This window comes from Haladaptatus sp. CMAA 1909 (assembly GCF_043952005.1).
GTDB lineage: Archaea > Halobacteriota > Halobacteria > Halobacteriales > Haladaptataceae > Haladaptatus.
The window spans coordinates 118,775-145,335 of record NZ_JBIOAV010000006.1; the positions used below are offsets into that span (position 1 = coordinate 118,775).

The window sequence follows — 26,561 nt, forward strand, 5'->3', positions numbered from 1 at the left end:
AAGAGAGATCGAGGGATGTCAGTCATAGTAATGTGTATTGGGGGGATGCTGAATCAGTTCGAAATTCATTCGGTGGTATGAGACACGCTTGAATACTGTTGGGTTGCCTGATGAAATTTTCGTTGTCATTTTTCCTTGTGGCGTATTTGTACTGTTTGACTCTCATTCGATGGACGAGATTGTCTACCAGATATGCTCAGTGAATAGATGATACACCCCAATCCAGTAATCTCTACAAGTCGACTACCAATGGGGAGATAGTAGCTGTAGACGTGAGGGTCAAGCGATAGCTGAGCGCCAAGTATAGTAACGACAATCGTCAAGCAGAATGGAATCACAGTGACCAGTGCGAGACCAAGGGCTAGATACAGCATTCGACGATTGTTGTTCCGTCGAAAGCCACGATATGCCTGAAACGAGATGTAGAGTCCCATGCCAATCGCAACGACTGTTAGTAAAAGTAAAACGAGATAAGCAAGATACGAAGCTTGAAGCGTTGTTTGAAGGGGAATCATACCTGATCCCACATCTCGGTGAATCGGTCGGCGACGTCGTCAGTTGGCTGTGATTCGACGACGATTTCAAGATTTCCATTGTCAAGCTCAACAGTGAGTCGCTGTAAGCGGGCATCATACACACTGTAGTGATGGCCATCAGGCGCGATTCTCGTTTGTTCTCGCACTAATCCAGTATCAATGAGACGTTCGATTCGCCGGTAGACAGTTGGAAGGGACATCTCACATTCCTCTGCTAATTGCTTTGCGGACATGGATTGTTTGCTGACTGCGATGAGGATAGTCCTCGCGTAGGTATCATCGAGGAGGGCAAAGACATCAGTTGAATCATACTCCACATTCACACGTATACGTTCGAATCTGATTTGTACGAGTCACTGTTTTTCTATTCAATTTCCAGTCACGATCGATTTGTAAGATGGGTGGTTTGTGGGTCCTGACGATAGATAATCTTCGTACCTTCTGCCAGTACATTAGTCCACCTATTTGAAGCATATTGATAAAGAGGACCCCGTTCATTTTCTGACCCAGAAAAACGTCCACTCATTATATTCTCTTATCGTGTGATGGTCTAATTGCCGGCAGAATGGTTTCCCCCGCTATTCAGCCCTTTCAGCACAACAGGTGTGTGAATTGAACCACATACTGCGGCTGATGAGAATAATAGGAAATAAACAATAATGAAGACAGTATTTCAAACCACTCAATCAAGTAATGCACCACAACCATCCAATTGGAAAACTCGTGGACGTACTATTATAGTCGGACTCGGATTAACCGTAGGTGCAATTATTCTAGGAACGATACTCTCGCTTGGACCACTCCTTTTTGGTGGGATGAGTTCGCTCGCATTTCTTGCAATACTAACGGTTTCAGAAGTAGGCTATGTACTTACTGCGTGGATATATCTTCAACAGTGGTTCGATGAGAGGGTCAGGATCACGATGCCCACCAAAGGGCAATTTGGTTGGATACTCGGAAGTGCGATTGTGATGCTTGCAATTGGAGCTGTGATTACCATGGTTAGCACTCACACTGGTATTACGACTGGACGAGTCGATCAAGAATTGCTAACGGGAAGTCAATCGACCGTCCTCATACTGGCAGTGCTCGCATTCATTGTGATCGCTCCTGCTGAAGAGTATTTCTTCCGAGGAGTAATCCAGCGTCGGATGATGCGATCGTTTTCGACGCCCGTAGCAATTCTCATTGGAGCACTCATCTTTGTACTCCCTCACGCGGTTGGATACATAGGAAATATCGAGGGAATTGTCCTTCTCAGCATGGCTCCGTTTTCTCTAGCCATTATTACAGGCATTCTCTACGAGAAATTCGATAACCTCTCAATTCCAATCCTGTGTCATGGCATCTATAACGCGACACTGTTCATGGCGACCTACTTTACTGCGTTCTGATTGTTTTAGCCCTGCAGTAGTGGATATTGTTCCAACTACTAGGTCTATTCAATTGATTAGTAATTATGATCTTCGTGTGACTGTGTTCATCAATTTCCTTCTCAACGAACTTGCGAGGATATGAGACACACTCCTGCAAGGAGAAAAGAGGTCTCACTATCCTTATTTAGTTCCCGAGCAATTAGTATAAAATGGCATTCAATTTGAAAATATCAATGGAGGAATCACATCATGGCCAATAAATCGGATGAAATCAATGAATTGAACCTTCTTGAACAATTTACTGTTTCTCGCCGTGTCGCATTGGAGTGGACAGCATTCAGTAGTATTGGATTTGTTGCCGCCCTATTCGTGTTTGGCGGTCTCTATACTGAATTCACAAATCAGACGGGATATTTTTCGCTGACAATTGGGGCGGAGAATGCAGCGAGTCAGATTGGAATAGGCGTGCTCATATTCGGCCTCACATTTGGCGTCATCGTCATTCACGAACTTATCCATGGAGCGGTGATGAAACAGTTTGGTGCAAATCCACGGTATGGCTTCGGTGTAGCGCAGTTTGTCCTTCCGTATGCCTATGCTACGAGCGATGAATCACTTACACGAAATCAGTTTCTCGTTGTCGCCATAGCCCCGCTTGTCGTACTGACAATCGTCCTATTCACGCTCGCAATTATTTTTCAGTGGCCGATCTTGTTGGCTCCGCTTGCGGTGAATGCAGGCGGTGCAGTCGGTGACCTTTTGATGACCCGGTTACTGCTTCGGTATCCGAAAACCATTCGTGTCGTAGATAATATAACCGGTCTCAAAATTTATGGCGACACCAGAGCCATTCGTTCAGTTGAACCACGTCATGAAGTGCTTCATGGGATGATTGTTGGAATTGGAATCACTATCGGCAGTGCCTTCCTTTTGATGATGATAGCTCCGATAGTACTCGACAACCTCGGCGTTACATCGTTTACACTTGGGATACCTGACTCTTTGTGGAGCCTCTACCACTTCGAGAAAAATGCGGAGGGAATCAATTCAGAAGTCGGTATGGTCGGATTGCTTGGAGTTGGTACGATACTAGGTGTATGTTACAGCATTGTAGTACGAAAGTCGGTGGACAACAATTGAAGGAATTGTTGGTAACTGAAAGGTAGGTTAGTTCGGCAGTTCTTTTCGTCCGGTTCTTACGCATGGCCAGCACGGGAAGTCACCGAGGCCGTCACAGTCACAGTCTTCGGGTTCATCTTTCTCCTCTGATGGGAAGACCTCGAGCGGTCCGTCGTCGGTTGCGGTTTCGACGGCGGCCATGTGTTTGCAAAAGGCGTTCCGGTGGACGTGATGCGGGTACGTGCAGACCATCAGCTCTTCAGTCACGTCGTCGATGGAGACGATGTATTGGTGGGTCTACGGGCGTCTCGTGGCTTTCATTGGAGACTTCAACGAGTTCGGGGGATCGACATTGAAGGAAAACTGTTCGGCCTGTGTGCGTTTCTGTGCCGTCTCGGGCAGCGTCGCAGGCTGCAGATGAGTTCGTATTCCTGAATTCCGTGGTTGTTCCAAAGAAGGAGTAAAAAATAGCAAGCACCGAGGAATAGCACTACTCCACATCGAGAAAGTAGCCCGAGAGTTAATCTGTCTCTAGAACATGATTATGTCCATGGCCACATTTGAGGTAGCCTTGCCTGACCGCATCGAGAGTGATATCGATCGCCTTGTCGAACAAGGTGATTTTCTGAATCGGGAACAAGCGATCGAAGAGCTTCTCACATTGGGGTTATCGGCCCAGGAAACCGGCGATGAATCCGACGAGGAGTTGGATGAAGATCTGTTTACGCAAGCTGTCGATGAGCAACAGGATCCGGCCGACCAATACAACGATCCGCTCTAATCTTTATTTCAACGGATCAGCCAAGACTGCCTTCCATTTCGAGTTCGATGAGGCGGTTGAGTTCGACCGCGTACTCGATGGGAAGCTCCTCCGTGATGGGTTCGATGAACCCGCTCACGATCATCTGCTTCGCGTCGTCGTCGTCGAGGCCACGGCTCTGGAGGTAGAAGACGTCCTCGTCGCCGATCTTTCCAACGGTCGCCTCGTGGGCGACGTTGACGCGACTCTCATTGATCTCCATGTACGGCATAGTGTCCGACGTGGACTCGTTGTCAAACATCAACGCGTCACACTCGACCGACGTGGACGAATCCACCGCGCCTTCGCTGATGTGGACGAGGCCGCGATAGTTCGTGCGACCACCGTCCTTGCTGATGGACTTCGACTCGATGGTCGAGTTTGTGTTCGGCGCGTTGTGGTAGACCTTCGCGCCGGTGTCGATGTTCTGTCCCTCGCCCGCGAAGGCGATGGAAATCTGGTTCGCGGACGCGCCACGACCCTTGAGGATGGAACACGGATAGAGCATGGTGGATTTCGACCCCATGCTTCCCGAGACCCACTCCATGCGGCCACCGGCTTCGACGATGGCACGCTTGGTGTTGAGGTTGTACGTGTTCTTCGACCAGTTCTGCACGGTCGAGTACTGGACGTGAGCGTCGTCGCCGACGAACACCTCGACGCCGCCTGAGTGGAGGTTGAACGCGGAGTATTTGGGAGCGGAACAGCCCTCGATGTAGTGGACTTCGCTGCCCTCTTCCGCGATGATGAGCGTGTGCTCGAACTGCCCCATCCCCTCGGAGTTCATGCGGAAGTACGCCTGCACCGGCATTTCGACCGTCACATCCTCGGGGACGTAGACAAACGACCCGCCGGACCAGACCGCACCGTGGAGCGCCGCGAACTTGTTGTCGCTCGGCGGCACGCACTTCGTCATGAAGTACTCCTTGACGAGGTCTTCGTGCTCCTGAACTGCCTCGTCCATGTTGCAGAAGATGACGCCCTTTTCCTCCCACTGTTCCTGCATGTTCTGGTAGACGACCTCGGACTCGTACTGGGCACCGACGCCGGAGAGCGCATTGCGTTCGGCTTCCGGGATGCCGAGTTTCTCGAAAGTGTCCTTAATGTCGTCCGGGAGGTCGTCCCAGCTGTCCGCCCCTTCACGTTTGTCGACATCGGGGCGAATATAGGGAATAATCTCTTCGACATCGAGTTCCGTGAGGTCGGGCTGGCCGGGCCAGTCCGTCGGGAGGGGCATGTTCTGGTAGTGTTCCAGTGCGCGGAGACGGCGCTGGAGCATCCATTCCGGTTCGTCCTTGTCCTCGCTGATGAGGCGGACAACTTCTTCGGTCAGCCCCTTGCCGGATGTGACTGCAGCCTGCTGTTCTTTCTTGAACCCGAATCGCTCTTCTGTATCTGTGTTGCGCAGGTGATCCTGATCTGAACTCATATTTAAAGGTGAGTGCTCTAGACTGATGAGGCTGGTGGGTAGGTTAACGATGGACAACGAGTGTATGTTGGGATCAACGAGGATCCGTTCCTTTCTGTCTTCATTTGACCAATTAGCCAATATTTTATTCTGGCTCGCGATCAACTACGTTCTTATGAGTGATGATCGACCTTCGGTTGAAGACCGAGCAGAAAGTGGCGAACTCGGTGAATTCGATCAGACCCTCGAAAAACAGGACTATCCACTAACAGGAGATGAGTTAGTTTCCGCATTTGGCGACTATGAGGTCGAATCAGTCGACGGCACACAATCCATCGAAGAAGTGCTTGGTTCAACCGACGAAAAAACGTACAACTCTGCAGATGAAGTCCGAAACGATGTACTAAATCAGCTAAACCGAGAAAAATAGAAAAACCGGTCTCGCAGCGTTGTCTGTTTTGATACTGCATCTGTAGTTGGATAGCAGACCGCTACTCTCAACTGTTCTGATTCAGATAACTCTGTTCAAGACTCCGAACGAGTTCAGTCACACTGCGATTTATCGGAACGTCAACGTCGGCTTCGGTGGCGAGATCGACGATGGCTCCATTGAGTTCGTCGATTTCGGTTTTTCGTTCGTGTTCGATGTCTTGGAGCATACTAATTTTGTGTGGTGGATACGTGCCGACTCTCTCTTCGAAAGATGTTAACACGTTATCAGTCCGTAGATCGATATCGTGGGCCTCCGCGACAGTTCGCGCTTCAGTGATAAGTTGGTGCATAATCCATTCAAGGCCATCATCGGTCATTAGGTTGTTAACCGTTAGTCGCGTGAGTGCAGCCAGTGGAAGCGTCGCAAGCCCAAGTAACTGCTTATCCCAGATGGGAGGTCTTGGATTCTCTGCAACGGTTGTCTCAAAACCGGCCTGTTCAAACATCGTTTGAACCTGATTAGCGAATGCATGATCTTGCCCTCCGAAAACCGTCTCTCCCTGTGATGTGTGTTGAATCTCACCTGGGGAGTTAGTGATTGCCGCTTGGTACGTAACGCCCCCTAAGGCCCGTTCAGCGCCAACAAGATCAATTAGATAATCGTAGTTTCGTAAGCCATTTTGAAGAGATAACACGTGGGTTTCTGGTCCGATACACGCGGTATGGTCACGCACCGCAGTTTTCGTGTGATGGGCCTTCACTAAAACCAGCACAAGATCAACGGGGCCAATGTCATCGGCAGTCGTTGTTGCAGGGACATTGACTTCAAGTGTGTCAGAGTGGTAGTCGCCCTGGATTCGAACCCCATGTTCCGATAACTGTTCGACGTATTCCGGACGATGGTGAAGCAACCAGACATCGTGCTCGTTAGCAGCAAGTCGTGCCCCGAACAAACAACCGAGCGATCCAGCACCAATGACTGCAATACGCATATCTCTTGAGTTGATTCGAGACGTCTTAAACGCCTGTAATGCGGCATGAGCGGCAATTGAGATGGAGATTCTCCTCTCGATATACAATCAGTGGGAAATAATCCATCATAGAAAGAAACTCCATGAGAATTGTACTGCTCGGAGCTGTGCACCGTCTTCGAGTGTTGATACTGGGCATTTCCACCGCCACAGTCCTTGCACACAAACCACCACTGTGGCGCAGTGAAGCGTTCGCACTGTTTCGAAGTGTCGAGACGGTCCGTCCAGCGAGTGAAGGTTGCGCCATGATCCGCATCACCGAACTCATGATACTGCCAGGCGTGAATGAGTTCGTGGCGGACGGTTTCGCTGAATTGCTTCCAGTCGTGTTGTTCGTAGGCCGTCCAGGTCAGGTGGTCGAGATCTCGCAAGTCATGGAGTACTACTGACGAGTGCTACGATCTAACTATACTATCCGCCAACGAACTAGGGAGCAACTTAATGAATGATCAGATCACACTGCAGGCAGCTCTCAATGGTAGTCGTATGCATCCTACCGTCCCCCACACCCCAGAAGAACTTGCAGTCGAGGCTCGCGCGGCAGTCGACGCCGGAGCCACTTCACTTCATTTACACCCGTATGATGAGCACGGCCGTGAGACACTCGCACCAGAACCGTGTGCTGCGGCACTCTACGCAGTCCGATCTACATGCTCAGGTATCCCAATTTCGCTTAGTACCTCCGCGGATATCGAACCTGATCCGGAGCAGCGATACGAACTCATTTCTGCTTGGACTGAGCTCCCAGACCTCGTAACGGCTAACCAAGGTGAGAAGGGAATTTACGAACTCTGCGAATTGCTCACTGAACGAAGTATTGGGATTGAAGCGGGCCTATTGTCCTTCGAAGATGCACGTATCTTCGTTGAATCGGGCATCGCCCCCCAGTGTGTACGGGCAATGGTTGAACCACTGGATTCGAATCCAGATGAGGCAGTCTCCCACGCCGAAGCCATTGAAAGGACCCTCGATAAAGCCGGAATCGATCTTGAGCAAGTCCATCACGGCGATGGCATTGCGTCATGGGCAGTGAATCGGCGCGCTGTGGCGCGGGGACATGCTATCCGCACGGGTCTGGAGGACACGACAACACTGCCTGACGGACGTACTGCCTCTGGAAACGGCGAACTTGTTGACGCCGCGACCTCAATATTGGCAGAAAACGAGATACAGGACTAAGCCATCTACGATAGTGCAATTATACCCTTGTTCGTCGCAGAGTCATACTTTCTGTTTCTGTCTGTCGTTGGGGTCGGTACGAAATTTCACAGTTGTTTGTTTCGACCGGTAGGCCAGGGAGGTGCTCGGCGGCGTTCGTTGCGGCTGTTGTGCTGGGTCAAGGAGGACTGTCGATGTCTCGAGGAGATCGTCGATCACAGCGTTCGCGCTTTCCGTGAGCGTTCGCTGGTCGGTGATATTTGAGAACGCCACTCATCGTGACATGGATAATACTACATCAGCGGTTCCTGGTTCAACTGTCGACGTAGTCTGAGAGCCAGTGTTTATCTTGCTAAGAGTTCTCCTTTTCTAGTCGTTTTATGTCCCGAGCAACGTCAGACAAATCGTTGGTGAACTGATGTCCACCAGTATCATACTCACGAATAGTTGCCTGCGGAAATTTTTCCGCGTATAACTCGAGGTGGGAACACGGTACTATTTCATCGTCCCGGCTGTGGTAAAAAAACAGAGGTAGTTCACTTGGGAGCTTCGACGCAACGTTTTCCACCAGCTCATACTCGCTGACTTGCCACCCTCCGGCATTCCAGAAAGGTACTGCGATAAGGAAGAGACCAGCGATATGCACGTCTATCTTCTCCTCGGAAAGACATTTTAACAGAATCGAACCGCCCAAAGAGTGTCCGAGAAGAATCACCGCATCATCCAATGCAGCAAGTTCCGTTACGATCTGCTGTTTCCATGCCTCGTATTCGAGATTATCTTCATTTGGCATCTGTGGATACTGCACCTCGTATGCGGCCCCCAATACATCCTGGAGATCCACTGCTAGTTTTTCATCTTCTTCGTACCCTCCAGCACCATGAATGAACAGCACTTGATGATCCATAGCATTCCTCTCTACGGGTATCTGTTCCACTTTAATCGACTTATAGATGCGCTGGGTGGCTATTATGGACTAGCTCTCTTCTGTGACGGTTAGCCAATCATTGCCAGCTTGAGATTCTGATCACCGTATTAACCGCCGAAGTGGCAATAAAAATGGCTGAAGCGGTGGTTAATTCGGCAGTTCTTTGCGACCCGCACGAACGCACGGCCAGCACGGGAAGTCACCGAGGCCATCACAGTCACACTTTTCGGGTTCGGCATTGTCTTCGTCCCTGAGCGGCAAGTCTCTCAAATATAGTTTTTCAGATTGTTCTGCATGCCTCATCACCACATATTTTGTATGTGGGAAAATGAAAAAATAAAGTGAAGGGATAATTTTTAGATCTTCATTACCCAATAGTTACTATGTCCAGTCGCTCAGCTGCCACAGACACACGCGAAGCGCTAGTAAGCCTTCCATCAAACCCAGTCGCGTATGTTGCCATTCTCGCTGCACTGGTTACTGCAGCGATTCATCTGTATTTGGCACCGCAAGTAATCGGATTCGATCAGACGACAGGGATACTCTTCTATTTGAATGGGCTCGGATTCCTTGGGGGTATCTTGCTTTTTCTGAGTCGATACTGGCGACGTGAATTCTACCTGATTGCGATAGTCTATGCGATCGTGACGATTATTGCGTTCTTCGTCATGGATGGACCAGTCAATCCGATATCGATTATTGCGAAGATTGCCGAGGCCGTTCTTGCACTGGCCGCTGCCTATCTGTATACTATGAAGTGAAGGATACCGCTCGAACAGCACAGCTCTCGGCCGATCATCATTCTTTTAGGGGCATACGCCAGGTATGCGTCTACTAGTCAGTGAGATCCGAGATCACCAAGTGGCGTACCATGGAAAAAGAGCTGAAACAGTGGTTAGTTCGGTAGTTCCTTCTGTCCCGTTCGCACGCACGGCCAGCACAGGAAGCCACCGAGACCAGCGCAGTCACAGTTGTCCGGTTCGGTATCGTCTTCGTCCTTCGAGGGGAAGGCCTCAAGCGTCCCGTCGTCGGTTGCGGTTTCGACAGCGGCAAACCGCTTGCAAATCTCGATGTTCGAATAGTAGGTATGCGGTCGGTAGGGTTACGATGCTAGCCGGCGACTCTAGTCCGCCGAAATCGAGGTGAGAAAGATGACCGATACTGACATTCACCCCTTCCGCATCGACATTCCCGAGAGCAAGCTCGACGACCTACAAAACCGCCTGGCGCATACCCGCTGGCCCGATCAGCTGCCTAGTGACGGGTGGAGCCGTGGCGTGCCAGTGGACTATCTCAAGGACCTTACGGAGTATTGGCAGACTAGTTACGACTGGCATGAACACGAGGCTAAACTCAATGAGTTTCCCCAATTCACCACGACCATCGACGGCCAGACTATTCATTTCCTGGACATTCGCTCTGAGGAATCTGACGCGCTCCCGCTGATTCTCACCCATGGTTGGCCCGGCTCGATCGTGGAGTTTCTGGACGTTATCGGTCCACTCACAGACCCGCGCGCACACGGCGGCGATCCTACCGATGCGTTCCACCTAGTGATCCCTTCAATTCCCGGCTTCGGGTTTTCCGGGGTTACCAGGGAAGGCGGATGGACCAAGCAACGCATTGCGGCTGCGTTTGCTGAACTGATGGGTCGACTGGGCTACGACCGGTACGGCGCTCAGGGTGGTGATGTCGGTGCTGAAGTCTCTCCAGACCTGGGGCGGGTCGACGCCGACCACGTTGTCGGCATCCACGTCAATGCTGCCACCGTCGGGTTCATGCCGTTTCCACCGCTCGACGATGACGAACTAGCCGAGCTCACCGATTCTGAGAAAGCTCGTGTGGAGATGATCGAAGATTTTCTGGACGAACAGTCTGGATATTCGCAGATCCAGTCCACCCGGCCGCAGACTCTCGCCTACGGACTCACCGACTCGCCGATCGGTCAACTGGCATGGATCGTGGAAAAATTCAAAGAGTGGACCGACGACACGGAGGAGTTACCCGAGGACGCGGTCGATCGTGACCGTCTGCTCACCAACGTGATGCTCTACTGGCTGACCGGTACGGCTAATTCGTCAGCCAACCTGTACTACGAGAACGCTCATTCAGACCAATGGCTGCAGCCATCCGAAGTGCCGACTGGTGTGGCGGTGTTCACCAAGGATCCTTCCATCCGACGGTACGCCGAACAGAATCACAATATTACCCACTGGTCAGAATTCGACCACGGCGGCCACTTCGCTGCGATGGAGGTACCGGATCTCTTGGCCGAAGACATACGGGATTTCTTCCGCCAATACCGATGACGGCAAGCAGTCGAGATCAGACAGCGAACGAGCCGACGGCGGAGGAACGGTACGCGGAGATTGATCGGGTGAAGGCGTTCAGCGACGGCGTTTTCGCGATTATCATCACTCTGTTAGTGCTGGAGTTAGGGGTACCGCACACCGAACCTGGTAGACTGCTTGCGGGATTGCGCGGGGAATGGCCGTCCTATCTAGCGTTCGTGCTGTCATTCGTCTACGTAGGGGTTCTCTGGCTCAATCACCATGGACTCTTTCGCCATATCCGGGAAATGACCCTGAGCCTGAACTGGATCAATCTTGGCATCCTTTTCGGTGTGGTGATCATTCCGTTCCCAACTGCCGTCCTCGCAACCGCGTTAGCCGGGGGTAATTACGACGATCTGCGAACCGCCGTCACCTTCTACGCCCTTATGGCTGCAATTATGTCCGCTCCTTGGCTGGTGGCCTTCTCGTACTTGCGCCGACACCCCACACTAGCTACTCCGGATCTGCCTGCCCACTATTTCCGTACGCAAACCCTGCGACCCCTGACCGGCCTAGTGCTCTACAGCCTAGCCGCGGTGGTTGGTTGGTTCGTCAACCCATTGCTCGGTTTGATCGGAATCGCGGTCATGATCACCTACCACGCAGTTACAAGCGAGGGGCTCCGCGAGGGACCACTGGGCCGGCTCATGCACCAGTAATCGCGTAGGCACTCGGTAGCCCTGGCAGGGTCGTACTTGGTGATGCCCGCCTGCTGTTTCGTACGGTGAGACACCTCCCAATCGATCGTTTCGACCGGCAGATCCGGGAAGTGCTCGGCGGCGACATCACCACATGCTGCTGGGCACGGTCGAGCAAGGCCGCGCTCTGTCGTCGGTGTGTCATCGCGTTCGGTCGAATCCGCATATTCGGTCAGCGTTCATTGGGCAACTACTTCGGACAGCGTTGGTTGGCGAGACAGAACTGAAAAGGGGGAGTGGGTTAGCAGCAGTCGGTGAGTGCGCCCTTTCGGGTGGCTTCCGCATCACAGTTCTCACACTTCCAGAACGTGTGATCGACAGCGCCGTACTTGTCGTAGCCAGTGTACGGACCACTGATACGCTCATCTTCGTCTTCGGAGGGGAAGGCGTCGAGCGTGCCGTCGTCGGTTGCGGTTTCGACGGCGGCCATGTGTTTGCAGACGGCGTTCCGGTGGACGTGGTGCGGGCAGGTGCAGGCCATCAGTTCTTCAGTCACGTCGTCGATGGAGACGGTGTACTGGTGCTCTTCCGGGTTCTCGTGGCTCTCGTTGGTGACTTGGATGAGTCCGGGGGCATCGATGTCGAAGGAGAATTGTTCGGCCTGTGCGCGTTTCTGTGCCGTCTCGTCAGCTTCAAGTTCACTAGGCGTTTTCGTTGACATGGTCTTTCAGTCCAATTAGGAAGACCAGTGCCGGGTGTACCAGCACCCGGCGCGTTTCTACACACGCCCGAGGGCACCGTTCTTCCTACGCTAAACTATGCACTGATGCATAGTAAAGCCGTCGACTTTGCACCAGTGCATAGAGTTGAAGTAGGCAGAGGTGCATAGATTGAAATATGATGGTACAAAAAACCGCATACAATGAGTCGATACCGAGCGATTATGACAGAAACCGATCGAGAGCATATTAGTGGTGAGAGCGACCCCTCGAACCAACAGCGTGATCAGGCCGTTTATCGGGTGAGTAAGCGAATTATCGAGGAACTCCCGAAGGATATTGCTGTGCTTGCCGAGCATCGACCCGACAAGCTCGAAGAACTCCGTGAGATTGTTTGTGAAGGGATCAACGAAGAGTAAGTGATTGAATCCCGTGTAGATACTGGGGTCTGTGATCTTGACCGCAACAGTGCTTCCAGTTTGACGAGGGTGACAGACCCATGATATCCCACAAAGAATTTAGCGGGTTTAGTTAGTCATCGGAGTAAGTGAAGATACTTGTTAATTGGTTGCACGACGACCTAATGTAAATATGAAGAGCGAAATAAATATTGTTCCAACTACTAACTGCAATTGGCCGACAAAGTTACCGCCATCAATTGGTGTGTAGCCGCCACTTGAGATGCCAAAGAATTGACCGAGGCTTACTTGAATTGCAGCTAAGAAGGCTTCGGCATTGATATTCGTCGTCAATTGGTACCGAAATTCAACACCGCTTGGTGATTTAATACCGAAAATTGGGTATATACCAGCGAAAAATGCGATAAGGAATCCCGAACAAAGTACCACCCGACTCGGACTTTCGCCATAGAGGAACGTCCACCGAGAGATGGCAGCCTTAATCCAATTTCTGGAATGGCCCGCCGCTAATTGGTGCTTCCGTTGTGCATGTCCCTGACGAATACGATATATTCGATGCTTCCGTGAGAGATGGTTTTCACTGAAAATACGCTGATAATCTCGGTACACATGCGCCGCAATCTCCAATTGCTCAGTCGCTCCTTGGGTATCACTTCGGAACTTCCGCATGACCCGTTCCCACCACGAGCTCACTAAATTTGTAGCAGAAGATTGTGTTCTGTTAGCCTCAATATTTGTTTCGGAATTCGGTTCATCAATCATATCGTCTCCGCTAGTTTTGTGCCCGTTCTCGGAATCTTCTAGGTTAAGATTAGAATCAGACAATGAATGTCCCGAATTCAGCCGCCCAAGCTCCAGTTGTTCCGGAGAAGTATCAGCGATGAGTTCATACCAGCATCGACCTTGAAGGTTTGTGATTGTATCAGAGTTTAATCGATACCCGAGACCAGGCAACAGGTTATCAACCTCTTCGATGCATGTTTGTTCACGCTTGGTTAGTGACTCTCCGAGATTTGTTCGGTGGTCAGCGATAACATCCCGGACATCGGCGTCCTTAAGCATGGACAGAACGAGCGAACAATCTCGAAGATCGGCTTCGGCTAGGTTTGCGTTTTCGAGATTACAGCCTACGAAATTGGCTCGACGAAGAATCGCATTATTAAGAACAGCATTTCGAAGATTAGCACCAGTGAACGTTGCATCATCTAGGTTTGCCCCAGATAAGTCTGTATCCATAAGTTTAGCTCCCGGACATTCAACTGAATATGCGGTAGCATCAGTAAGGGTGCAGTTCTCAAGACGTGCCCCCAAAAACTTCGTTCCACGGAGACTCGCCTCAGTTAGGTCAGTTCCAGTTAGGTCTGAGTCGTTATCGAAGCTCGCTGCGTCAAGAGTCGCACCGACGAACGAACTGTTCGTTAACGTCGTTTCTGTGAAATCAGCATCACTGAGATCTGCACCATCGAACTGTGCCGCGTAAAGTGTTCGGCCTGAGAGGGGAAGGTTCGACCCTGATGAAATATCCTCAAGCTGAATCCCATCAATCCGGGACGACTCCTCTTCCATCGCTGTGGCAACTGTTGATATATCTTTATTAGATTCTTTCGTATGCAGAATACACCATCTCTCACCCTCAGCGCGCTCCCGACTACATGGTTCTGGCTGTACGAACTGCGGAAGCACTGATGGGTCAACAGTGAATCCGCAGGAAGAGTGTAGACTCATCAATTACCAACAGTGTCATGACTATCAAATAAATGTCCCGGAAAAACGCTTACGCGCTATCCTCAATACAATGATTTAATTACCAGGCGGATGAGTAGGTGAGGTATGGAGTTATTTGAGCTTGAGCGGTCGAACTTCCGTGACCGCTTCGATTTTAATGAGTACCTGAGTAATCACTACTCAGACCTCAGCTCACGGAATCTCTATATCATCTCTGGGATAACTTCTCTCGATCAATCGGGGTTTGAACAGCGCCTTGCTGATCATAGGTTCACCGTTAAAGAAGAATATGGGGCTGTCAAGAAGGTAGAGAATCAGTACGGTTCCAGCGACGACTCGATCGCAGAGGCATATTTAACGTTCGACTCAGATCATGGTCTCTTCTTCCTGTACACTAATCAGCGGAAAACAATCGAGATTGAAGGTGGTATTGAACCCTTCTTCAGCGCCGCACCGGATGTTCACTATCTGTACTTGAGTCCTCATGTTCTGAGTAACGCACGAGAACGCATTGTAGAAGCTGAACCCAGTGCGAAAGTTACTGAGTTCATTGCCAAGCGAACAAAGCGGACAGACATGCCGACAGCCACGAATGTCAGCAGTGATATGAGCCGTACTGTCAACTATTATGCTGACGACGGCCTGCAACAACTTCGCCGCTGGGAAAACGAGCTGGGAGTATTGCCGCACATTATGCAGTTTGATATCCCTAGTGCGCTGAAGTTCCGTATCACTAAGGAAGGTATCTTTACCCTTAAGTCAGGCTCGCTTACTGTACTCTTCGAGTACGTCGGGGACTGTATCCGTGAGAGTCTCAGAATCGCCGATGCGTACCGAGACAGTGATTTCGAGATGCTTCGGATGTCTGATTCCTTTACACTACCCAGCGCTACGCCTGCTGTCATTTCCCTTCAGAATGAGTTAGAGTATCACGAGATAGATGGTTTTATTTCTGAGCTAGAAAATGACAACTACATTGTTCTAAATCAGTATGATGAGGAAGGTTCACTCTTTTTCTCGGGGAAGGTTTATGATGACGAGCATAACCTTTTCTTTGATCTCCGAGCAAATCAGGACGAAATTCGTGTCTTCCCACGTGAAGAACAGGACATTGGGTCGTTTTACCACCTTTTTGAATTCATCCAAGACTACATCGATGATCGTGCGAACATTGAGCAACTTGAAGCATGAGCGGTGACGGGCTGGAGTGGGATGAGGTCTACCGCAGATACGAAGAAGAACGCTCCGAGCATTGGGACTCCCGTAAGGGAGAACACCGTGAGAGTATCCAAACCAGCGAGTGGGCTGAGAGGTCAGAAGCCAGCTACTACAACCTCCGTTCCGAAGCAATTGCAAGAGATGAACAACGGAAACGTATTATAGCGGCGTTTCATCGACAGAATCCAATAGCTAGGAGATGTGGCTGGGAACTGAAAGGAATTAGGCCACTAGAAACTCTTGATGCACCGATAGTCGATATTGCACTTGGACATTCGGAGTCCGGCTCCGTGCTCGGGATATTAGTGCTTCAGGAGCGACAGCGTCCACAGACAGCCATAACGGAGCTTACCGAGGCAATTGCTACGATGCGAGCAAATACACGACTTCTGCAAGAGGACCTGAGTGGAATGAGTGTCGATGAACGTCGAATCGAAGGTACCATCGTCATTTCGAGTACTAGCGAGCGTCAGGCTGTAGAGGCAATTGAAACTATGGAGGTTGGTGTGGGGTTGTCCGAACAAATCTATCTCTGGAAGGTCGTTGGAACCGATGAGGAGCGGATTCAGGCGCATACTGACATTAATCGTCGATCTCCAGATGAGTGCTTACCTGATTACGATCTTTCGGAGCCGCTGCAACAAGGTATCAAGGTCGCGAAGGGCATACACTCTCTCCCCGACTTTTTTGTCGATTCGCATCACGAGACGATTGCTGAGGCAACAGTCGGCGAAATGATCGCCCAACGAAAACGGGATGGCGCGCAGATTACGCACTTCTCCAGTGAGGATCTAGAAACCTATCTTACCCGAGTACTGTCGGGGAGTGATGCGATTGACGCAGCCTCACCGATGGTTGAAGAAATGGTGCTCAGATGGAGTGGTATGGACCTAATTGAATCACTCACACAGAGTCAAACGCGCTTGGATGACGGGTCCGACTATTACCGGTATAAGACTGGAACACAAGGTTCAAAGACTACAATCGGTGCAGTTCGAGACAATTACACTGAACTGGCAACTGACTTTAAAATAGAAATAGAAGCACGACGCCGGACTTTAATGGATATTCGCGAAGAGGAGGGAGAGCAGCGTTCATTGACGAATTTCTCTGACGCGTGACGGTTTTTCTTGAAAGAATTTAATTAACCTTCTGAGTTGGCATCCGCTGTCGAGTGCCAGATACGGTGGTCGGAATTATAGCAGTGAACAAATACACAAGTCACTAACGGACACTGAGCCAACTATCCACCTATAATTTTGGAAATGGGTGAACCTCATCTTTGGTCTAAGACTGCAAGTGTTCATCGGTAGCAAACCAGCTAGTTCTAACTGAAGTAGAGAGCGATCATGAATTGAATATTGACAGATATTTTCCATAGTTGTTTTCTAATATAAATGAAGATGGACACACATGAGTAGAACGGGATCTATCAAACAGCATTTCCGGGACCTGGAAGACACAATCCGTCGCTATTCTGCACCCATCATTTTCTTTCTCGTTCTTATCCTTCTTATCGGTGATATCATCTTCCCAAGTGCATTTGAGCTCACGTTTATTCACGTTGCACTCATTGGTGTTCTTCTAATTCTTCCCTATGTTCAGTATATTCAGCGTGTTAAATGGGGTCCTTTCGAAGCTGAACTTGACCGACAAATCGAGGAAACACGTCAAAGCGTGGCCACCTTGTCGGCTACAGCAAACGACGCGGCTTCCAGGACCGGGCAAACTGTCGAACGCCAAAACAGGGTTAAAAATCAACTACTCACCTATGCGGACGACGACCCAAAGGTCGCAGTGTCTACCCTATGGATTGAATTAGAAGATGCTTTGAGGGCACTAATACAAGAAAATCAGAATAGCAATCCACGTAATTTTCAGGAATTATTCAAGATATTACACGAGGATGAGGATATCCCAAAGGAGCTTCTAAATGCTATTCACCAAATACGTGATCTGCGGAACGAAGCCCTGCATGGAGGTGAAATCAGCAAAAAGGATGCATACAATATAATCGATATCGGAACACAAGTGCTTGCATACTTATATAATCGTGTAGATCCTGAGGATTATGAGGGAATGACTGTACCAGAAACCAATTAGAAATGGTCGAGTACGATTGTTTCCATTCAATTATTACTCTTGTAATTGGTTACGGAGCTGCTCTATTTCTGATTCGAGACGAGAAACACGTTCATCAAGGTCCTCTGTGCAGACAATGTCATGGATCTGGTTCGCAATCTCCGGGCGGGTCTCGCAGAGAAGTGCGTAGTCGTCTTTTAATTGATCAACCTTCTTCTCAATTCGCCAATTCATCGATGAGGCACGGTTAGAATCGACTTCCTCAAGTTCGCCATTGAGATACTTTCGTTCAGTCTCGGTTAGAATCGCGCGTCGTGCCATTACTTGCTGATTTGTTCCTTGCTTCACCATATACGGTACGATGTACCATCGTGAGATTCATACTATTTACGGTTGCCTTATTCAAATATGGTATTTTGTACTGTATTCGGTACAATTAAGTCCCTATCGGTTGAAGTAGTAACTAAGAAGCGCGGGATACCTTCGAAGAAAGGCCGGTGGTTGCAACACCGACCGCGCTTCTGGACTACAGAAGCATGACTAGCAATACCCTTTCCGTAGAAAAACGCATCGACTACCAACCACCCGCTGTCGGAGGACTCAACTAATGGCGTCCTTCGACGAGAAACCCAACGGCGGACTACTCTCACTCGAGGCCCAATTCGGCGCAAAAACCTTCCACCCGATCAAGCGCCTCGAACCCACACCCGACACCGCCGCTCAGGATCCAGACCAACCCACACCCACTACCGACGAGCCAATCACCCGCGCGTACCTCGTCGAACTCCGCGTGGGCTTTCAAACCCGAACCAAGACCACCAGCCAAGCGCCCTACCTGTACTGCATCTACGCCACGCCGGACTGCCAGCAATTCTTCGAACGTCGCTGCCCAATCGACTACGGCGAGGAGGGCTTCCAGATTCCCGAGGACACCGACACGTACCGCTCGGTAGCCACCACCAAAACGGGCAATCCACAGCTCCCCTCGACACCACCGGGCGAAACGCAAGCCAAAACCCGCACGCACTACCAACACATCCTCGAACAGTGCTATGGCATCGACGCCACCCACACCACCACAGAGGTACACGCGTAGATGCACCCCCAAGAACGCCCTTCTCAGAGAGCGACAGCCATCGGTGGTGAGGGACGATGACCCGCACGTCTACCTCGATCACCGTCGAGGAGATCGAGAACACATTCGAACGCTGTCCCCACTGTGGTACCTACGCGGTGAAGATCACCGACTCCCATTACTGTGACAGCCGGTTCACCAGCAATCTCACCGATGCCGAACGCGACCAGCGCATCGCCGCCGACCCCTATCCTGGCGATGAGACGGTCGCCATCGTCGATCAATTTGTAGGCGATGCCTTTGCCTATCACGAACTCGACGCGGACAACCACTCGCTCTGTACGCTGCATACCGACAATCCACTCGCCTATTGCACGCGTGAAGCGGCACAAGACGACCAATACGCACCCTGCCAGCTCTGTCAGCGCCTTCGTCAAAAACGGGAGGCAGACCAATGACCGACCAGCGTACTGTGCTTGCTTTAGAGTGTACGGACCCGATTCAGATCCACACGCGGAAGCGCACGCTGACGGGTATCGTCTATCAGTGTGAGCATTCGGAGCCCACACTCTCTTGTCGTGGTCCCGAGCCCGGTGAACACGTCCTGTACGTCGCCACGCCGTCGAACGACTTGTACCGACTGCAGTACAGCTATTACGACGAGTACGAGCACACCGAGGCCGATCTCGATCATTACGGACGCACCCCCTCCGGCTCGTACGCCTGGTTGCGCACGTACGCCACTGTCGAGTGCATCGTCAACCCGACGGGAGGTGAGCAGGCGTGAGTGGGTATGCGCCCGCGCCGTTGAATCCGCGCGATGCCGACGCACTCGTCACACACCTCGCACCGAATGACTGCGTTCGCATTACCACGACCGAGTTGCCGCGGACGATTTGCACGGTCAAAGCAACGAACCCACCGACACGCTCTGGACCGGATCTCGTTCTGACGGCTCCACCGATTACGACGACTGCACAGGACGAAATCCAGCAAGCCACTTTCCACTGCACCAGTCAGCCCGATTCTGCCATGACTGTTCTCGAGTACACTCACACCGCCACTGACACGACGTCTCGCTGTATCGGTTCGCTCACTACCATTGCTCATCTGCCGCGTCTTTCGACGCCAGCAGAGGACACTGCAGTACCAGTGAAGAGACACGACAATGAGGACCCCACGATTTCCACTGAATTCGTCAAAAAAGCACCGCTGAAACCACCAGAAACAGCAGATTCGGTTTCAGGAGGTGACCGGTAGATGGGGGCAACAATCGACGCGGTCAGCCAATCACATCCGTCCCAGCCAAAGCCGAAAAACGTCCAGAAAACCTTCTGGACGGACAGTCAAGGCGACGCCCAACTCGATGCACTTGCAGCACTCAACGACTGTTCGCAGGGTGCACTGCTTCGCTCACTCATTGAGGAGACCTACACCGAAGCGTTCGATGACCTCAATCCCCAGCACATCGAACAGGGTCGAGTGTCTGTCGAGGACCTCCAGGCACTCGCAAACGATGAGCTCACCGTCGATGAACTCGATCTTGAAACCAATACAACCGACTCCGTCACAGAGTACGAACCGAACTCGTACTATCTCACAGTCACACCAGACGACCTCGCGGAACCTGGTCCCGAGCTTGACTGGGAGACGTTGCGTAATGCCGTCACAAATCCGGAGGATGGTGGCTATTGGCACGACGATCTCGAGATTCACGAGAGCCGGATTGGCGAGGAGACGCTGAAAGCCAGCCATCGACCAACAGCCCGCATTCTCACGGCGTTGGCTCGTTCGAAGGCGACTGAGAACGGTATTCTCCCACGACCGATGATCGAGGATCTCATCGATGAGTATTGTCTGCATCTCACGAATCGAATCACGGCCGATGAGCAGGAACGCGGGAAAGCGCATATCCGCGAGACGTACACAGAACTCGTCGCTGCCCACCTCTACGAGAATCCGGCACCGACTGCAGAATCGTACTACCGGAGCAAAAATCGGCTCGAGGAGCGACTCCAGGCAGAAGTGGATACCTCACAGACTGTCCGTGAACGCGCCGACATGATCACCGATATCGACGCGTGGAAAGCAAGACAGAAAGAAATCGCCAACACAGACTCAGAGGAAGTGGCCGCTGACCTCGACAGCGCAACCGATGAGGAAGTGCGACAGATGTGGATTGAGGATCTCGTCTATTGGATGGGAGACCTCGCACGTGCCAAGCACGTCGGCCGCATGCATGCTGCTGCCCTCCAGTCAGGTGAGTACGACAATCCGGCACAAGACGATAAAGCGGCGTTCAACGCATTGCACTCGAACCTGCATGATGCTCGGGAACAATTTGACGAGCTCTCCGCGGACGTGAAAGTCACAGTCATCGAGTCACTCGACGACGCATTGCTCGCCGCCGCCCATTTCGACTAACGAGTGCTCCGGCAGTGGTCGCCTGCGGTCGATAGCGATAGCTCTCTCATTCTGATTGCTGAATCACGTCTCATTCCCGTAATGCTGGCTCTAATGGAGGATACAAATACAGATTCATGTAGTCACAGAATAAGGATATAGATAGATGGAAATCCCTGACGAATTATACTGTCTCTTTAGCAGTGAAATAGAAGCAGATGATGGATCATACACGCTTACCGTGCCGACCCGTGAGATTGTGGATGGCGACATCCAACCAAATGGTGCATACCGCGTGGCAATACTGAAACAGCCGTCACCAGCAGAGAGCACAAAGCGAGAGACAGCACCGACGAAACAACAAGAGCAGAAGTCACAAGAACAGAATCACAATCGACAGTCGAGGGACTCGACAGCTCCAGTCGAAGAAGGCGATCGCCGAACGGTCGAAATCGAAGGTGTTGGCGAGCAGGGCGATGGCATCGCCCGCGTCGACCGTGGGTACGTGATCATCGTGCCCGACACGGAGAAGCGTGACCGCGTTACAGTCGAGGTCAACAACGTCACACCCACTGTTGCCTTTGCTGAGGTCGTCGAGCGTAAAGCCTACTACGAGTAAAGCGTCCATTCCTACGCCTCGCCTCCTCAACAACAACTCGATAGGAGTGATATCACTCGGCGAATCGTCATCCAACCGCAAAATCCAATTCTGCAGAATACCCTGTTCTCGATACCACGAAACACCCTCAAACAGAGTGATATCACAACTGTCGGTCTTCTTCTCGTCCACACGATTCCCCTGAAGCCGTCCAGTCGATGAAACCGAAGACGGTTCTCACGGAGGACAGCACCACGAAGACACACGAACCACGAAGGGACACGACGCACCGACAAACCACGCCGTTCCGGACGACTCGTGGTCGTCCGTCACCACAAAAGCTCTCCTACGGACTTCTAGAGTACATAGCTATTTAAAATTTCCCCCAATTGTAAGCGATTTAATTTTGTTTGGTTGCCAGTTACCGTGTGTTTTCTCGCGTGTTGTTGAAGAATCGGCGTCTCTCTTCGTTGGTTTCGGCCCTCCCCCCGGACGACTGCGGGAGAAACGCGAACGACGAGAACACGACTGATTGTGATATCACTCGTCTCTGACGATGACAGCCAAGCAATCGAGAAACGCATCGTGGTGGCTTTCTCGATTCGTTTTGTTCGAATGCAGGTCGCCAACTCTTCAAGACGGTCCAGCACTCAGAACAGAATACTGAACTCGTGAACGTCCTCAAAAAGCGCGTAGAGAGTTGGCAGATCAAGGATAATTATCTCAATGACCTCGAATGTGCAAAGAACGTCGTACAGGATAGCAGAACACAAACCCTTATAGAATTTGCACACTAGTCTATAAATATGAGCTCCGACACCAAAACCGTTGCACTCAATGAGAGTGCGTACGAACGGTTGAAAGCCCGGAAACGAAAGGGTGAAAGCTTCAGCGATGTTGTCGAGCGATTAGCAGGGGAACGATCGCTACTTGAAATCGTCGGCACTGGCTCACCAGACGATGGCTATGCTGAGTCTGTCGAGCGCGCCGGGAATAGTCTTAGTGAGGGCGCAGATGCTGTCCGTGAGAGCCTCCGTAACGAGCACGAGGACGACACGTGATTCTGGATACGACATTTCTCCTCGATCTGCGTCACACAGATCCAGATGCAGTGGCATCTGCACGTGACCTCGAAGCGTCGCCAGAACCACTTCGCGTGTCGGCAATCACGCTTGCTGAACTACAAGCAGGTGTTCCGCGTGTCGATAACTCGCTTGCGGAGTACACCGAAATCACCGACGTCACCGCGAGTAAAGAGATCATCCCAGTCACCCAATCGATTGCCCGCCGTGGTGGACGCTTCTACGGTGAGTTACAAAACGATGGGATAACCGTTGGGCTTGACGATTGTTTGATTGCAGCGACTGCAATCGAAGTCGAAGAACCAGTTGTCACCCGTAATGTGGATCATTTTGACCGCATTGACGGTGTCCTCGTAAAGGAATATTAGCATCTTTTTGGCAACGCGCTGCTCTTGCTCGCTGGTTGGGATCGGAAGATCGTCGACGTGCACACCGGAACTGATCTCCCCGACGGCACACTTGATGATTGTGAAAATGCCGCGGATGGGAGTACAACCAGCGGTACTGTCACAGCCGACCCAAAGCAACTTGTTCCCATCCACCGCAAGACCAAGGCACTAAAAACAGAGACCCACGGCCTTTCGGGGGACAAATATCGAGCCACGTTCGTGTGGGAAACATTCCACGCGAGAGCGGTGAAAGAACAGGGCAAGTGGAAACTCTCGTCTGCACAGGTGCGGAACATCCTCGATGAACACGGGCTCGATACAAATCGGAACCAGTGCGCCGAACGATGAAATTCGTCGCGAAGCTCTCGAGTGAGAAGCCTCAAGACGAGCGAGATCCACACGACCAGGACAATCTGATTACGCTCTCAACGGGCGGATCGAAGCTCACGCTCGTCGCCGATCAAGACGAGTGGGAAACGTACATGAGTCGCGTCAACAACCATCTCGAGGACAAAAAACGTACCCAGCAAGACGATCGATTAGACGCGGTTACAGCCGAGGACGAGGCTCTCTGGGACGCAACCCCAGTCACGAGCGCAACGGACGACACGGTCGGAATGTCAGAGGACACCACAGGCACGGAGGGCGTTACGCTGTCGTAACGCCCGCCCACGAACGGGCGTAACACCACCGCCCCCACAGTACCAGCGGAGATGAGGAACGGACGCAAATTGCGTCCGTTCTGATTCGTAATTATCATCTGGTTACTGTGGGGTGTAACGAATCCTTCTTTTCTCCTCTCGATTGCGAGGCGAAAGAAGGACTCATTGTGCGTTACACTGGACGTTCGGGGTGCGTTACGACAGTGTAACGCGAGAGCTGTTTACCGAGTACGAGTATGATTGGAACAAGTCTAAAAGAAGCCATTCGCGTATCACCGCGAGAAATCTGCTCCCAAGGAGTGGAACTCGTCTGTGTTAGTATTGGATACTAACCACTAATCGATTTCTGACCGGATCCGCAAGGGTGTTCCCTGATAACAATGTTCCGAACAGATTCATTACAACATATTGCATACGTTACAACCCTCTCAACCAACATGCGCCGCCATAACACTCTTCAACACCCTGCCTTCCTGTTCGTTGCCGTTGCATGCCTCTGGGGCGGCTCCTTTGTCGCAATGAATCTCGGCCTTGAATCACTCCCACCGGTCTTATTCGCCGCGATGAGATACGACATTGCCAGTCTCGCCCTCATTAGCACCGCGCTCATACTACGAAAAGATATTCGCCCGCAATCCATCGGTGATCTCCAACTCATTGCCGTTGGGAGCGTGTTGATTATTAGCGTTCCATCGATTTTCCTATTTGTTGGCCAGCAGTATGTGACCAGTGCTATCGCGGCAGTGCTCATCAGTCTCACGCCGGTATTGACACCGGTATTCGCATACGTCTTGCTCGCCGATGAACGATTGGGTGCGCGTGGAGCTGTCAGTACACTCCTTGGACTCGCTGGCATTATCGTAATCGCCAATCCGGACACTGCAACGACCGGGCAACTCGTTGGTGTCGGACTCATCGCCGCATCAACCAGTGCATTTGCGCTCGGCTCAGTTCTCGCTGCACGATACGTTCGATCAATGTCAATGATTCCACTACACGCCTGGAGCATGGCTGTCAGCGCGATTATTCTCCACGGCATCAGTTACGGACTTGTTGGCGAACCAATCCCACAAGCTGCCGTAGCTATCGATGTAATCGCTCCGTTAGTGTACCTCGGGGTCTTTGCGAGTGCACTCGCATACGTTCTCTATTTCGAGTTGGTGGAAACCGTCGGGCCAAACGAAACCAGCTTGGTGAATTATGCGACACCAGTCGTCACGGCAATTGCGGGGTGGCTGCTTCTTGGCGATCACGTCACGCCCGCAACCCTGGCTGGGTTCATCCTCATTATGAGTGGATTTGTGGTGCTGAAAGGGCGTGTGGTTTTGACGAGTCTTACAAGCGTGCCTGTGGTGGGTTCACGATCCGTATCACAGGAGGATGACGGTGTGGTTGTCGTGAACGGGAACGCGTATGTCGTCACCGAATCGGGAATCTGATTCGCTTCCAACAGCGGACTAACTTCGTCGATTCTCTATTTCACACAATATATGCATGAGCGTCTCTCCACGTCAGCAGAGGACATCACAGTATCGTGGAGGTGTCCGCCAATGAGTAACCCCACTACGTCCGGAGCGTCCAGTGTTCTCGATGATAACGACGTCTCGGTTAGCGACCTCGTTGACCATGTCCAGTCGCTCACTGACCGTGTTGACAACCTCGAGCAGGAAGTCGCTGAGAAAGACGAGCGAATCGACGAGCTCGAACAACGAGTCGATGCCAGAGAAAACAAGGCAGCCAAAGCGAAAGCCCACAGAAAGGCACTGGCCCGCAAAACGCAGTCCGCTGGCGAACGCATCGATGAGTTACAAGCCCGGGAGTTCGAGAAAAGTGCCCACTTGCTCGCCGACAATGTCGACAAAGAGCAGATCACTGTCGATGGCAACAAACTGGAATGCATCACGAAAGACGACGGCAAGACCTACTTCCACTTGCCCGGCGGACGATAGACGCAATGCACGAACTCTCGAATGGCCGCCTCGGGAAGATCAAACGCCAGCGATCCAAGGACGGATTGAGCTACCAAGAAACACGTCTTGTCCTCAAGGCCGATGTCGAGCTGCCCGGTGAGGTTTCAGCGGAGAACACAAACGACACTCCGACCACAGACGGGGTTGCCGGAGAGTAGCGTGGTCGGAGCCAAATCACGCCCGAGAGGGACACAAATCTAACACGAATACCAACGCAAACGCGGTCGTGGACGTCTCGAATTGACACAGTTCGGGACTGACGCCGTACGGTTACTCGTAAGTACGGCAGTTGTATCGGCATCTATCGGCTAGGAGCCAGCGGGAGGGGGAGAGCTGGTACTGGCCACCGCGTCTGTGGTCGGAGCGGGACAATGATACTCCTTACTCACTTGAGAGTCACGTTGGGGGTGCAAAAACGGCAGAAGATGCTCGGTCTGGCGCGCAAAGGACGAGATAAGATG

31 protein-coding genes and 1 pseudogene are annotated in these 26,561 nt (G+C 51.6%); 23 read left to right on the forward strand and 9 right to left on the reverse strand.

Annotated elements, in window-relative coordinates; translation table 11 throughout:
* Positions 1-511 precede the first annotated feature (511 nt).
* Positions 512-859, reverse strand: coding sequence for an ArsR/SmtB family transcription factor (locus ACGYLY_RS27610; protein ID WP_395285967.1), 348 nt, complete (start codon positions 857-859; stop codon positions 512-514).
* Positions 860-1,351: 492 nt separating this feature from the next.
* Between ACGYLY_RS27610 and ACGYLY_RS27615 the strand changes: the two genes are divergently transcribed.
* Both ACGYLY_RS27615 and ACGYLY_RS27620 read left to right on the forward strand, forming a co-directional pair.
* Positions 1,352-1,930, forward strand: a complete 579-nt coding sequence (locus ACGYLY_RS27615) for a lysostaphin resistance A-like protein (RefSeq protein ID WP_395285966.1) — start codon at positions 1,352-1,354, stop codon at positions 1,928-1,930.
* Positions 1,931-2,161: 231 nt separating this feature from the next.
* Positions 2,162-3,052, forward strand: a complete 891-nt coding sequence (locus tag ACGYLY_RS27620; protein ID WP_395285965.1) for a DUF3267 domain-containing protein — start codon at positions 2,162-2,164, stop codon at positions 3,050-3,052.
* Positions 3,053-3,079: 27 nt separating this feature from the next.
* Here ACGYLY_RS27620 and ACGYLY_RS27625 read toward each other — a convergent pair whose 3' ends face one another.
* Positions 3,080-3,298 (reverse strand): SWIM zinc finger family protein, encoded by a 219-nt coding sequence (locus ACGYLY_RS27625; RefSeq protein ID WP_395285964.1) that lies wholly within the window; start codon positions 3,296-3,298, stop codon positions 3,080-3,082.
* 283 nt (positions 3,299-3,581) lie between these two features.
* On the opposite strand from ACGYLY_RS27625, the gene ACGYLY_RS27630 reads away from it, so the two are divergent.
* Positions 3,582-3,812, forward strand: coding sequence for a ribbon-helix-helix domain-containing protein (locus tag ACGYLY_RS27630; RefSeq protein ID WP_395285963.1), 231 nt, complete (start codon positions 3,582-3,584; stop codon positions 3,810-3,812).
* 16 nt (positions 3,813-3,828) lie between these two features.
* On the opposite strand, the gene sufB is transcribed toward ACGYLY_RS27630, so the two are convergent.
* Positions 3,829-5,259, reverse strand: a complete 1,431-nt coding sequence (gene sufB, locus ACGYLY_RS27635) for a Fe-S cluster assembly protein SufB (protein ID WP_395285962.1) — start codon at positions 5,257-5,259, stop codon at positions 3,829-3,831.
* A 154-nt stretch (positions 5,260-5,413) separates the two neighbouring features.
* Between sufB and ACGYLY_RS27640 the strand changes: the two genes are divergently transcribed.
* Positions 5,414-5,668 carry a hypothetical protein gene (locus ACGYLY_RS27640; RefSeq protein WP_395285961.1) on the forward strand — a complete coding sequence of 85 codons (255 nt, stop codon included), beginning with the start codon at positions 5,414-5,416 and terminating at the stop codon, positions 5,666-5,668.
* Between the two features lie 67 nt (positions 5,669-5,735).
* Here ACGYLY_RS27640 and ACGYLY_RS27645 read toward each other — a convergent pair whose 3' ends face one another.
* Together ACGYLY_RS27645 and ACGYLY_RS27650 are read right to left on the reverse strand one after the other, a co-directional pair.
* Positions 5,736-6,662 (reverse strand): ketopantoate reductase family protein, encoded by a 927-nt coding sequence (locus ACGYLY_RS27645; RefSeq protein WP_395285960.1) that lies wholly within the window; start codon positions 6,660-6,662, stop codon positions 5,736-5,738.
* 296 nt (positions 6,663-6,958) lie between these two features.
* A pseudogene (locus tag ACGYLY_RS27650) lies at positions 6,959-7,072 on the reverse strand (hypothetical protein); the annotation flags it as partial.
* A gap of 70 nt (positions 7,073-7,142) precedes the next feature.
* On the opposite strand from ACGYLY_RS27650, the gene ACGYLY_RS27655 reads away from it, so the two are divergent.
* Complete coding sequence (locus tag ACGYLY_RS27655; protein ID WP_395285959.1) at positions 7,143-7,880, forward strand: 3-keto-5-aminohexanoate cleavage protein; 738 nt, start codon at positions 7,143-7,145, stop codon at positions 7,878-7,880.
* 331 nt (positions 7,881-8,211) lie between these two features.
* On the opposite strand, the gene ACGYLY_RS27660 is transcribed toward ACGYLY_RS27655, so the two are convergent.
* Entirely contained in the window at positions 8,212-8,796 is a 585-nt protein-coding gene (locus ACGYLY_RS27660) for an alpha/beta fold hydrolase (RefSeq protein ID WP_395285958.1), read from the reverse strand.
* 374 nt (positions 8,797-9,170) lie between these two features.
* Here ACGYLY_RS27660 and ACGYLY_RS27665 point away from each other — a divergent pair, with 374 nt between their 5' ends.
* The 3 genes from ACGYLY_RS27665 (at position 9,171) to ACGYLY_RS27675 (ending at position 11,779) form a co-directional block, all read left to right on the forward strand.
* On the forward strand, positions 9,171-9,548 hold the full coding sequence (locus ACGYLY_RS27665) for a hypothetical protein (protein ID WP_395285957.1): 378 nt from the start codon (positions 9,171-9,173) through the stop codon (positions 9,546-9,548).
* A gap of 390 nt (positions 9,549-9,938) precedes the next feature.
* Positions 9,939-11,096, forward strand: a complete 1,158-nt coding sequence (locus ACGYLY_RS27670) for an epoxide hydrolase family protein (protein ID WP_395285956.1) — start codon at positions 9,939-9,941, stop codon at positions 11,094-11,096.
* Positions 11,093-11,779: a TMEM175 family protein gene (locus ACGYLY_RS27675; protein WP_395285955.1), complete on the forward strand. Its 687-nt coding sequence runs from the start codon at positions 11,093-11,095 to the stop codon at positions 11,777-11,779. Before ACGYLY_RS27670 ends, ACGYLY_RS27675 begins: the two co-directional genes overlap by 4 nt.
* A gap of 280 nt (positions 11,780-12,059) precedes the next feature.
* On the opposite strand, the gene ACGYLY_RS27680 is transcribed toward ACGYLY_RS27675, so the two are convergent.
* On the reverse strand, positions 12,060-12,479 hold the full coding sequence (locus ACGYLY_RS27680) for an SWIM zinc finger family protein (RefSeq protein ID WP_395285954.1): 420 nt from the start codon (positions 12,477-12,479) through the stop codon (positions 12,060-12,062).
* Between the two features lie 222 nt (positions 12,480-12,701).
* On the opposite strand from ACGYLY_RS27680, the gene ACGYLY_RS27685 reads away from it, so the two are divergent.
* Positions 12,702-12,896 (forward strand): hypothetical protein, encoded by a 195-nt coding sequence (locus ACGYLY_RS27685; protein WP_395285953.1) that lies wholly within the window; start codon positions 12,702-12,704, stop codon positions 12,894-12,896.
* Between the two features lie 141 nt (positions 12,897-13,037).
* Here ACGYLY_RS27685 and ACGYLY_RS27690 read toward each other — a convergent pair whose 3' ends face one another.
* Positions 13,038-14,462: a pentapeptide repeat-containing protein gene (locus ACGYLY_RS27690; RefSeq protein WP_395285952.1), complete on the reverse strand. Its 1,425-nt coding sequence runs from the start codon at positions 14,460-14,462 to the stop codon at positions 13,038-13,040.
* A gap of 264 nt (positions 14,463-14,726) precedes the next feature.
* On the opposite strand from ACGYLY_RS27690, the gene ACGYLY_RS27695 reads away from it, so the two are divergent.
* From ACGYLY_RS27695 to ACGYLY_RS27705, 3 genes are all read left to right on the forward strand, one after another.
* On the forward strand, positions 14,727-15,812 hold the full coding sequence (locus tag ACGYLY_RS27695) for a hypothetical protein (protein ID WP_395285951.1): 1,086 nt from the start codon (positions 14,727-14,729) through the stop codon (positions 15,810-15,812).
* Positions 15,809-16,960, forward strand: coding sequence for a hypothetical protein (locus ACGYLY_RS27700; protein WP_395285950.1), 1,152 nt, complete (start codon positions 15,809-15,811; stop codon positions 16,958-16,960). Before ACGYLY_RS27695 ends, ACGYLY_RS27700 begins: the two co-directional genes overlap by 4 nt.
* A gap of 292 nt (positions 16,961-17,252) precedes the next feature.
* On the forward strand, positions 17,253-17,942 hold the full coding sequence (locus tag ACGYLY_RS27705) for a DUF4145 domain-containing protein (RefSeq protein ID WP_395285949.1): 690 nt from the start codon (positions 17,253-17,255) through the stop codon (positions 17,940-17,942).
* A gap of 33 nt (positions 17,943-17,975) precedes the next feature.
* Here ACGYLY_RS27705 and ACGYLY_RS27710 read toward each other — a convergent pair whose 3' ends face one another.
* Entirely contained in the window at positions 17,976-18,242 is a 267-nt protein-coding gene (locus ACGYLY_RS27710) for a hypothetical protein (protein ID WP_395285948.1), read from the reverse strand.
* Between the two features lie 286 nt (positions 18,243-18,528).
* On the opposite strand from ACGYLY_RS27710, the gene ACGYLY_RS27715 reads away from it, so the two are divergent.
* The 11 genes from ACGYLY_RS27715 to ACGYLY_RS27765 all read left to right on the forward strand — a co-directional run bounded on the left by ACGYLY_RS27715 (position 18,529) and on the right by ACGYLY_RS27765 (position 26,258).
* Positions 18,529-19,017, forward strand: coding sequence for a hypothetical protein (locus tag ACGYLY_RS27715; protein ID WP_395285947.1), 489 nt, complete (start codon positions 18,529-18,531; stop codon positions 19,015-19,017).
* Between the two features lie 56 nt (positions 19,018-19,073).
* Positions 19,074-19,454, forward strand: a complete 381-nt coding sequence (locus tag ACGYLY_RS27720) for a hypothetical protein (RefSeq protein WP_395285946.1) — start codon at positions 19,074-19,076, stop codon at positions 19,452-19,454.
* The gene (locus ACGYLY_RS27725) at positions 19,451-19,783 is read left to right on the forward strand and encodes a hypothetical protein (RefSeq protein WP_395285945.1); all 333 of its coding nucleotides are present in this window, start codon (positions 19,451-19,453) and stop codon (positions 19,781-19,783) included. Before ACGYLY_RS27720 ends, ACGYLY_RS27725 begins: the two co-directional genes overlap by 4 nt.
* Before the next feature lie 473 nt (positions 19,784-20,256).
* Positions 20,257-21,420, forward strand: coding sequence for a hypothetical protein (locus ACGYLY_RS27730; RefSeq protein WP_395285944.1), 1,164 nt, complete (start codon positions 20,257-20,259; stop codon positions 21,418-21,420).
* Positions 21,421-21,565: 145 nt separating this feature from the next.
* On the forward strand, positions 21,566-22,018 hold the full coding sequence (locus tag ACGYLY_RS27735) for a TRAM domain-containing protein (protein ID WP_395285943.1): 453 nt from the start codon (positions 21,566-21,568) through the stop codon (positions 22,016-22,018).
* A 785-nt stretch (positions 22,019-22,803) separates the two neighbouring features.
* On the forward strand, positions 22,804-23,058 hold the full coding sequence (locus ACGYLY_RS27740) for an antitoxin VapB family protein (protein ID WP_395285942.1): 255 nt from the start codon (positions 22,804-22,806) through the stop codon (positions 23,056-23,058).
* Positions 23,055-23,447 (forward strand): PIN domain-containing protein, encoded by a 393-nt coding sequence (locus ACGYLY_RS27745; RefSeq protein WP_395285941.1) that lies wholly within the window; start codon positions 23,055-23,057, stop codon positions 23,445-23,447. Before ACGYLY_RS27740 ends, ACGYLY_RS27745 begins: the two co-directional genes overlap by 4 nt.
* 365 nt (positions 23,448-23,812) lie before the next feature.
* On the forward strand, positions 23,813-24,130 hold the full coding sequence (locus tag ACGYLY_RS27750) for a hypothetical protein (RefSeq protein WP_395285940.1): 318 nt from the start codon (positions 23,813-23,815) through the stop codon (positions 24,128-24,130).
* 380 nt (positions 24,131-24,510) lie between these two features.
* A complete protein-coding gene (locus ACGYLY_RS27755) occupies positions 24,511-25,569 on the forward strand; it encodes a DMT family transporter (RefSeq protein ID WP_395285939.1) in 1,059 nt (352 codons plus the stop codon).
* Between the two features lie 111 nt (positions 25,570-25,680).
* The gene (locus ACGYLY_RS27760) at positions 25,681-26,079 is read left to right on the forward strand and encodes a hypothetical protein (RefSeq protein ID WP_395285938.1); all 399 of its coding nucleotides are present in this window, start codon (positions 25,681-25,683) and stop codon (positions 26,077-26,079) included.
* A gap of 5 nt (positions 26,080-26,084) precedes the next feature.
* The gene (locus ACGYLY_RS27765; protein ID WP_395285937.1) at positions 26,085-26,258 is read left to right on the forward strand and encodes a hypothetical protein; all 174 of its coding nucleotides are present in this window, start codon (positions 26,085-26,087) and stop codon (positions 26,256-26,258) included.
* The last annotated feature ends 303 nt before the right edge of the window (positions 26,259-26,561 follow it).

Coding starts and splice junctions, on each gene's coding strand:
- ACGYLY_RS27615 (WP_395285966.1), top strand. CDS start 1,352: ATGAGTTCGCTCGCATTTCTTGCAATACTAACGGTTTCAGAAGTAGGC.
- ACGYLY_RS27620 (WP_395285965.1), top strand. CDS start 2,162: ATGGCCAATAAATCGGATGAAATCAATGAATTGAACCTTCTTGAACAA.
- ACGYLY_RS27630 (WP_395285963.1), top strand. CDS start 3,582: ATGGCCACATTTGAGGTAGCCTTGCCTGACCGCATCGAGAGTGATATC.
- sufB (WP_395285962.1), bottom strand. CDS start 5,259: ATGAGTTCAGATCAGGATCACCTGCGCAACACAGATACAGAAGAGCGA.
- ACGYLY_RS27640 (WP_395285961.1), top strand. CDS start 5,414: ATGAGTGATGATCGACCTTCGGTTGAAGACCGAGCAGAAAGTGGCGAA.
- ACGYLY_RS27645 (WP_395285960.1), bottom strand. CDS start 6,662: ATGCGTATTGCAGTCATTGGTGCTGGATCGCTCGGTTGTTTGTTCGGG.
- ACGYLY_RS27655 (WP_395285959.1), top strand. CDS start 7,143: ATGAATGATCAGATCACACTGCAGGCAGCTCTCAATGGTAGTCGTATG.
- ACGYLY_RS27665 (WP_395285957.1), top strand. CDS start 9,171: ATGTCCAGTCGCTCAGCTGCCACAGACACACGCGAAGCGCTAGTAAGC.
- ACGYLY_RS27670 (WP_395285956.1), top strand. CDS start 9,939: ATGACCGATACTGACATTCACCCCTTCCGCATCGACATTCCCGAGAGC.
- ACGYLY_RS27675 (WP_395285955.1), top strand. CDS start 11,093: ATGACGGCAAGCAGTCGAGATCAGACAGCGAACGAGCCGACGGCGGAG.
- ACGYLY_RS27680 (WP_395285954.1), bottom strand. CDS start 12,479: ATGTCAACGAAAACGCCTAGTGAACTTGAAGCTGACGAGACGGCACAG.
- ACGYLY_RS27685 (WP_395285953.1), top strand. CDS start 12,702: ATGACAGAAACCGATCGAGAGCATATTAGTGGTGAGAGCGACCCCTCG.
- ACGYLY_RS27690 (WP_395285952.1), bottom strand. CDS start 14,462: ATGGAAGAGGAGTCGTCCCGGATTGATGGGATTCAGCTTGAGGATATT.
- ACGYLY_RS27695 (WP_395285951.1), top strand. CDS start 14,727: ATGGAGTTATTTGAGCTTGAGCGGTCGAACTTCCGTGACCGCTTCGAT.
- ACGYLY_RS27700 (WP_395285950.1), top strand. CDS start 15,809: ATGAGCGGTGACGGGCTGGAGTGGGATGAGGTCTACCGCAGATACGAA.
- ACGYLY_RS27705 (WP_395285949.1), top strand. CDS start 17,253: ATGAGTAGAACGGGATCTATCAAACAGCATTTCCGGGACCTGGAAGAC.
- ACGYLY_RS27710 (WP_395285948.1), bottom strand. CDS start 18,242: ATGGCACGACGCGCGATTCTAACCGAGACTGAACGAAAGTATCTCAAT.
- ACGYLY_RS27715 (WP_395285947.1), top strand. CDS start 18,529: ATGGCGTCCTTCGACGAGAAACCCAACGGCGGACTACTCTCACTCGAG.
- ACGYLY_RS27720 (WP_395285946.1), top strand. CDS start 19,074: ATGACCCGCACGTCTACCTCGATCACCGTCGAGGAGATCGAGAACACA.
- ACGYLY_RS27725 (WP_395285945.1), top strand. CDS start 19,451: ATGACCGACCAGCGTACTGTGCTTGCTTTAGAGTGTACGGACCCGATT.
- ACGYLY_RS27730 (WP_395285944.1), top strand. CDS start 20,257: ATGGGGGCAACAATCGACGCGGTCAGCCAATCACATCCGTCCCAGCCA.
- ACGYLY_RS27735 (WP_395285943.1), top strand. CDS start 21,566: ATGGAAATCCCTGACGAATTATACTGTCTCTTTAGCAGTGAAATAGAA.
- ACGYLY_RS27740 (WP_395285942.1), top strand. CDS start 22,804: ATGAGCTCCGACACCAAAACCGTTGCACTCAATGAGAGTGCGTACGAA.
- ACGYLY_RS27750 (WP_395285940.1), top strand. CDS start 23,813: ATGAAATTCGTCGCGAAGCTCTCGAGTGAGAAGCCTCAAGACGAGCGA.
- ACGYLY_RS27755 (WP_395285939.1), top strand. CDS start 24,511: ATGTTCCGAACAGATTCATTACAACATATTGCATACGTTACAACCCTC.
- ACGYLY_RS27760 (WP_395285938.1), top strand. CDS start 25,681: ATGAGTAACCCCACTACGTCCGGAGCGTCCAGTGTTCTCGATGATAAC.
- ACGYLY_RS27765 (WP_395285937.1), top strand. CDS start 26,085: ATGCACGAACTCTCGAATGGCCGCCTCGGGAAGATCAAACGCCAGCGA.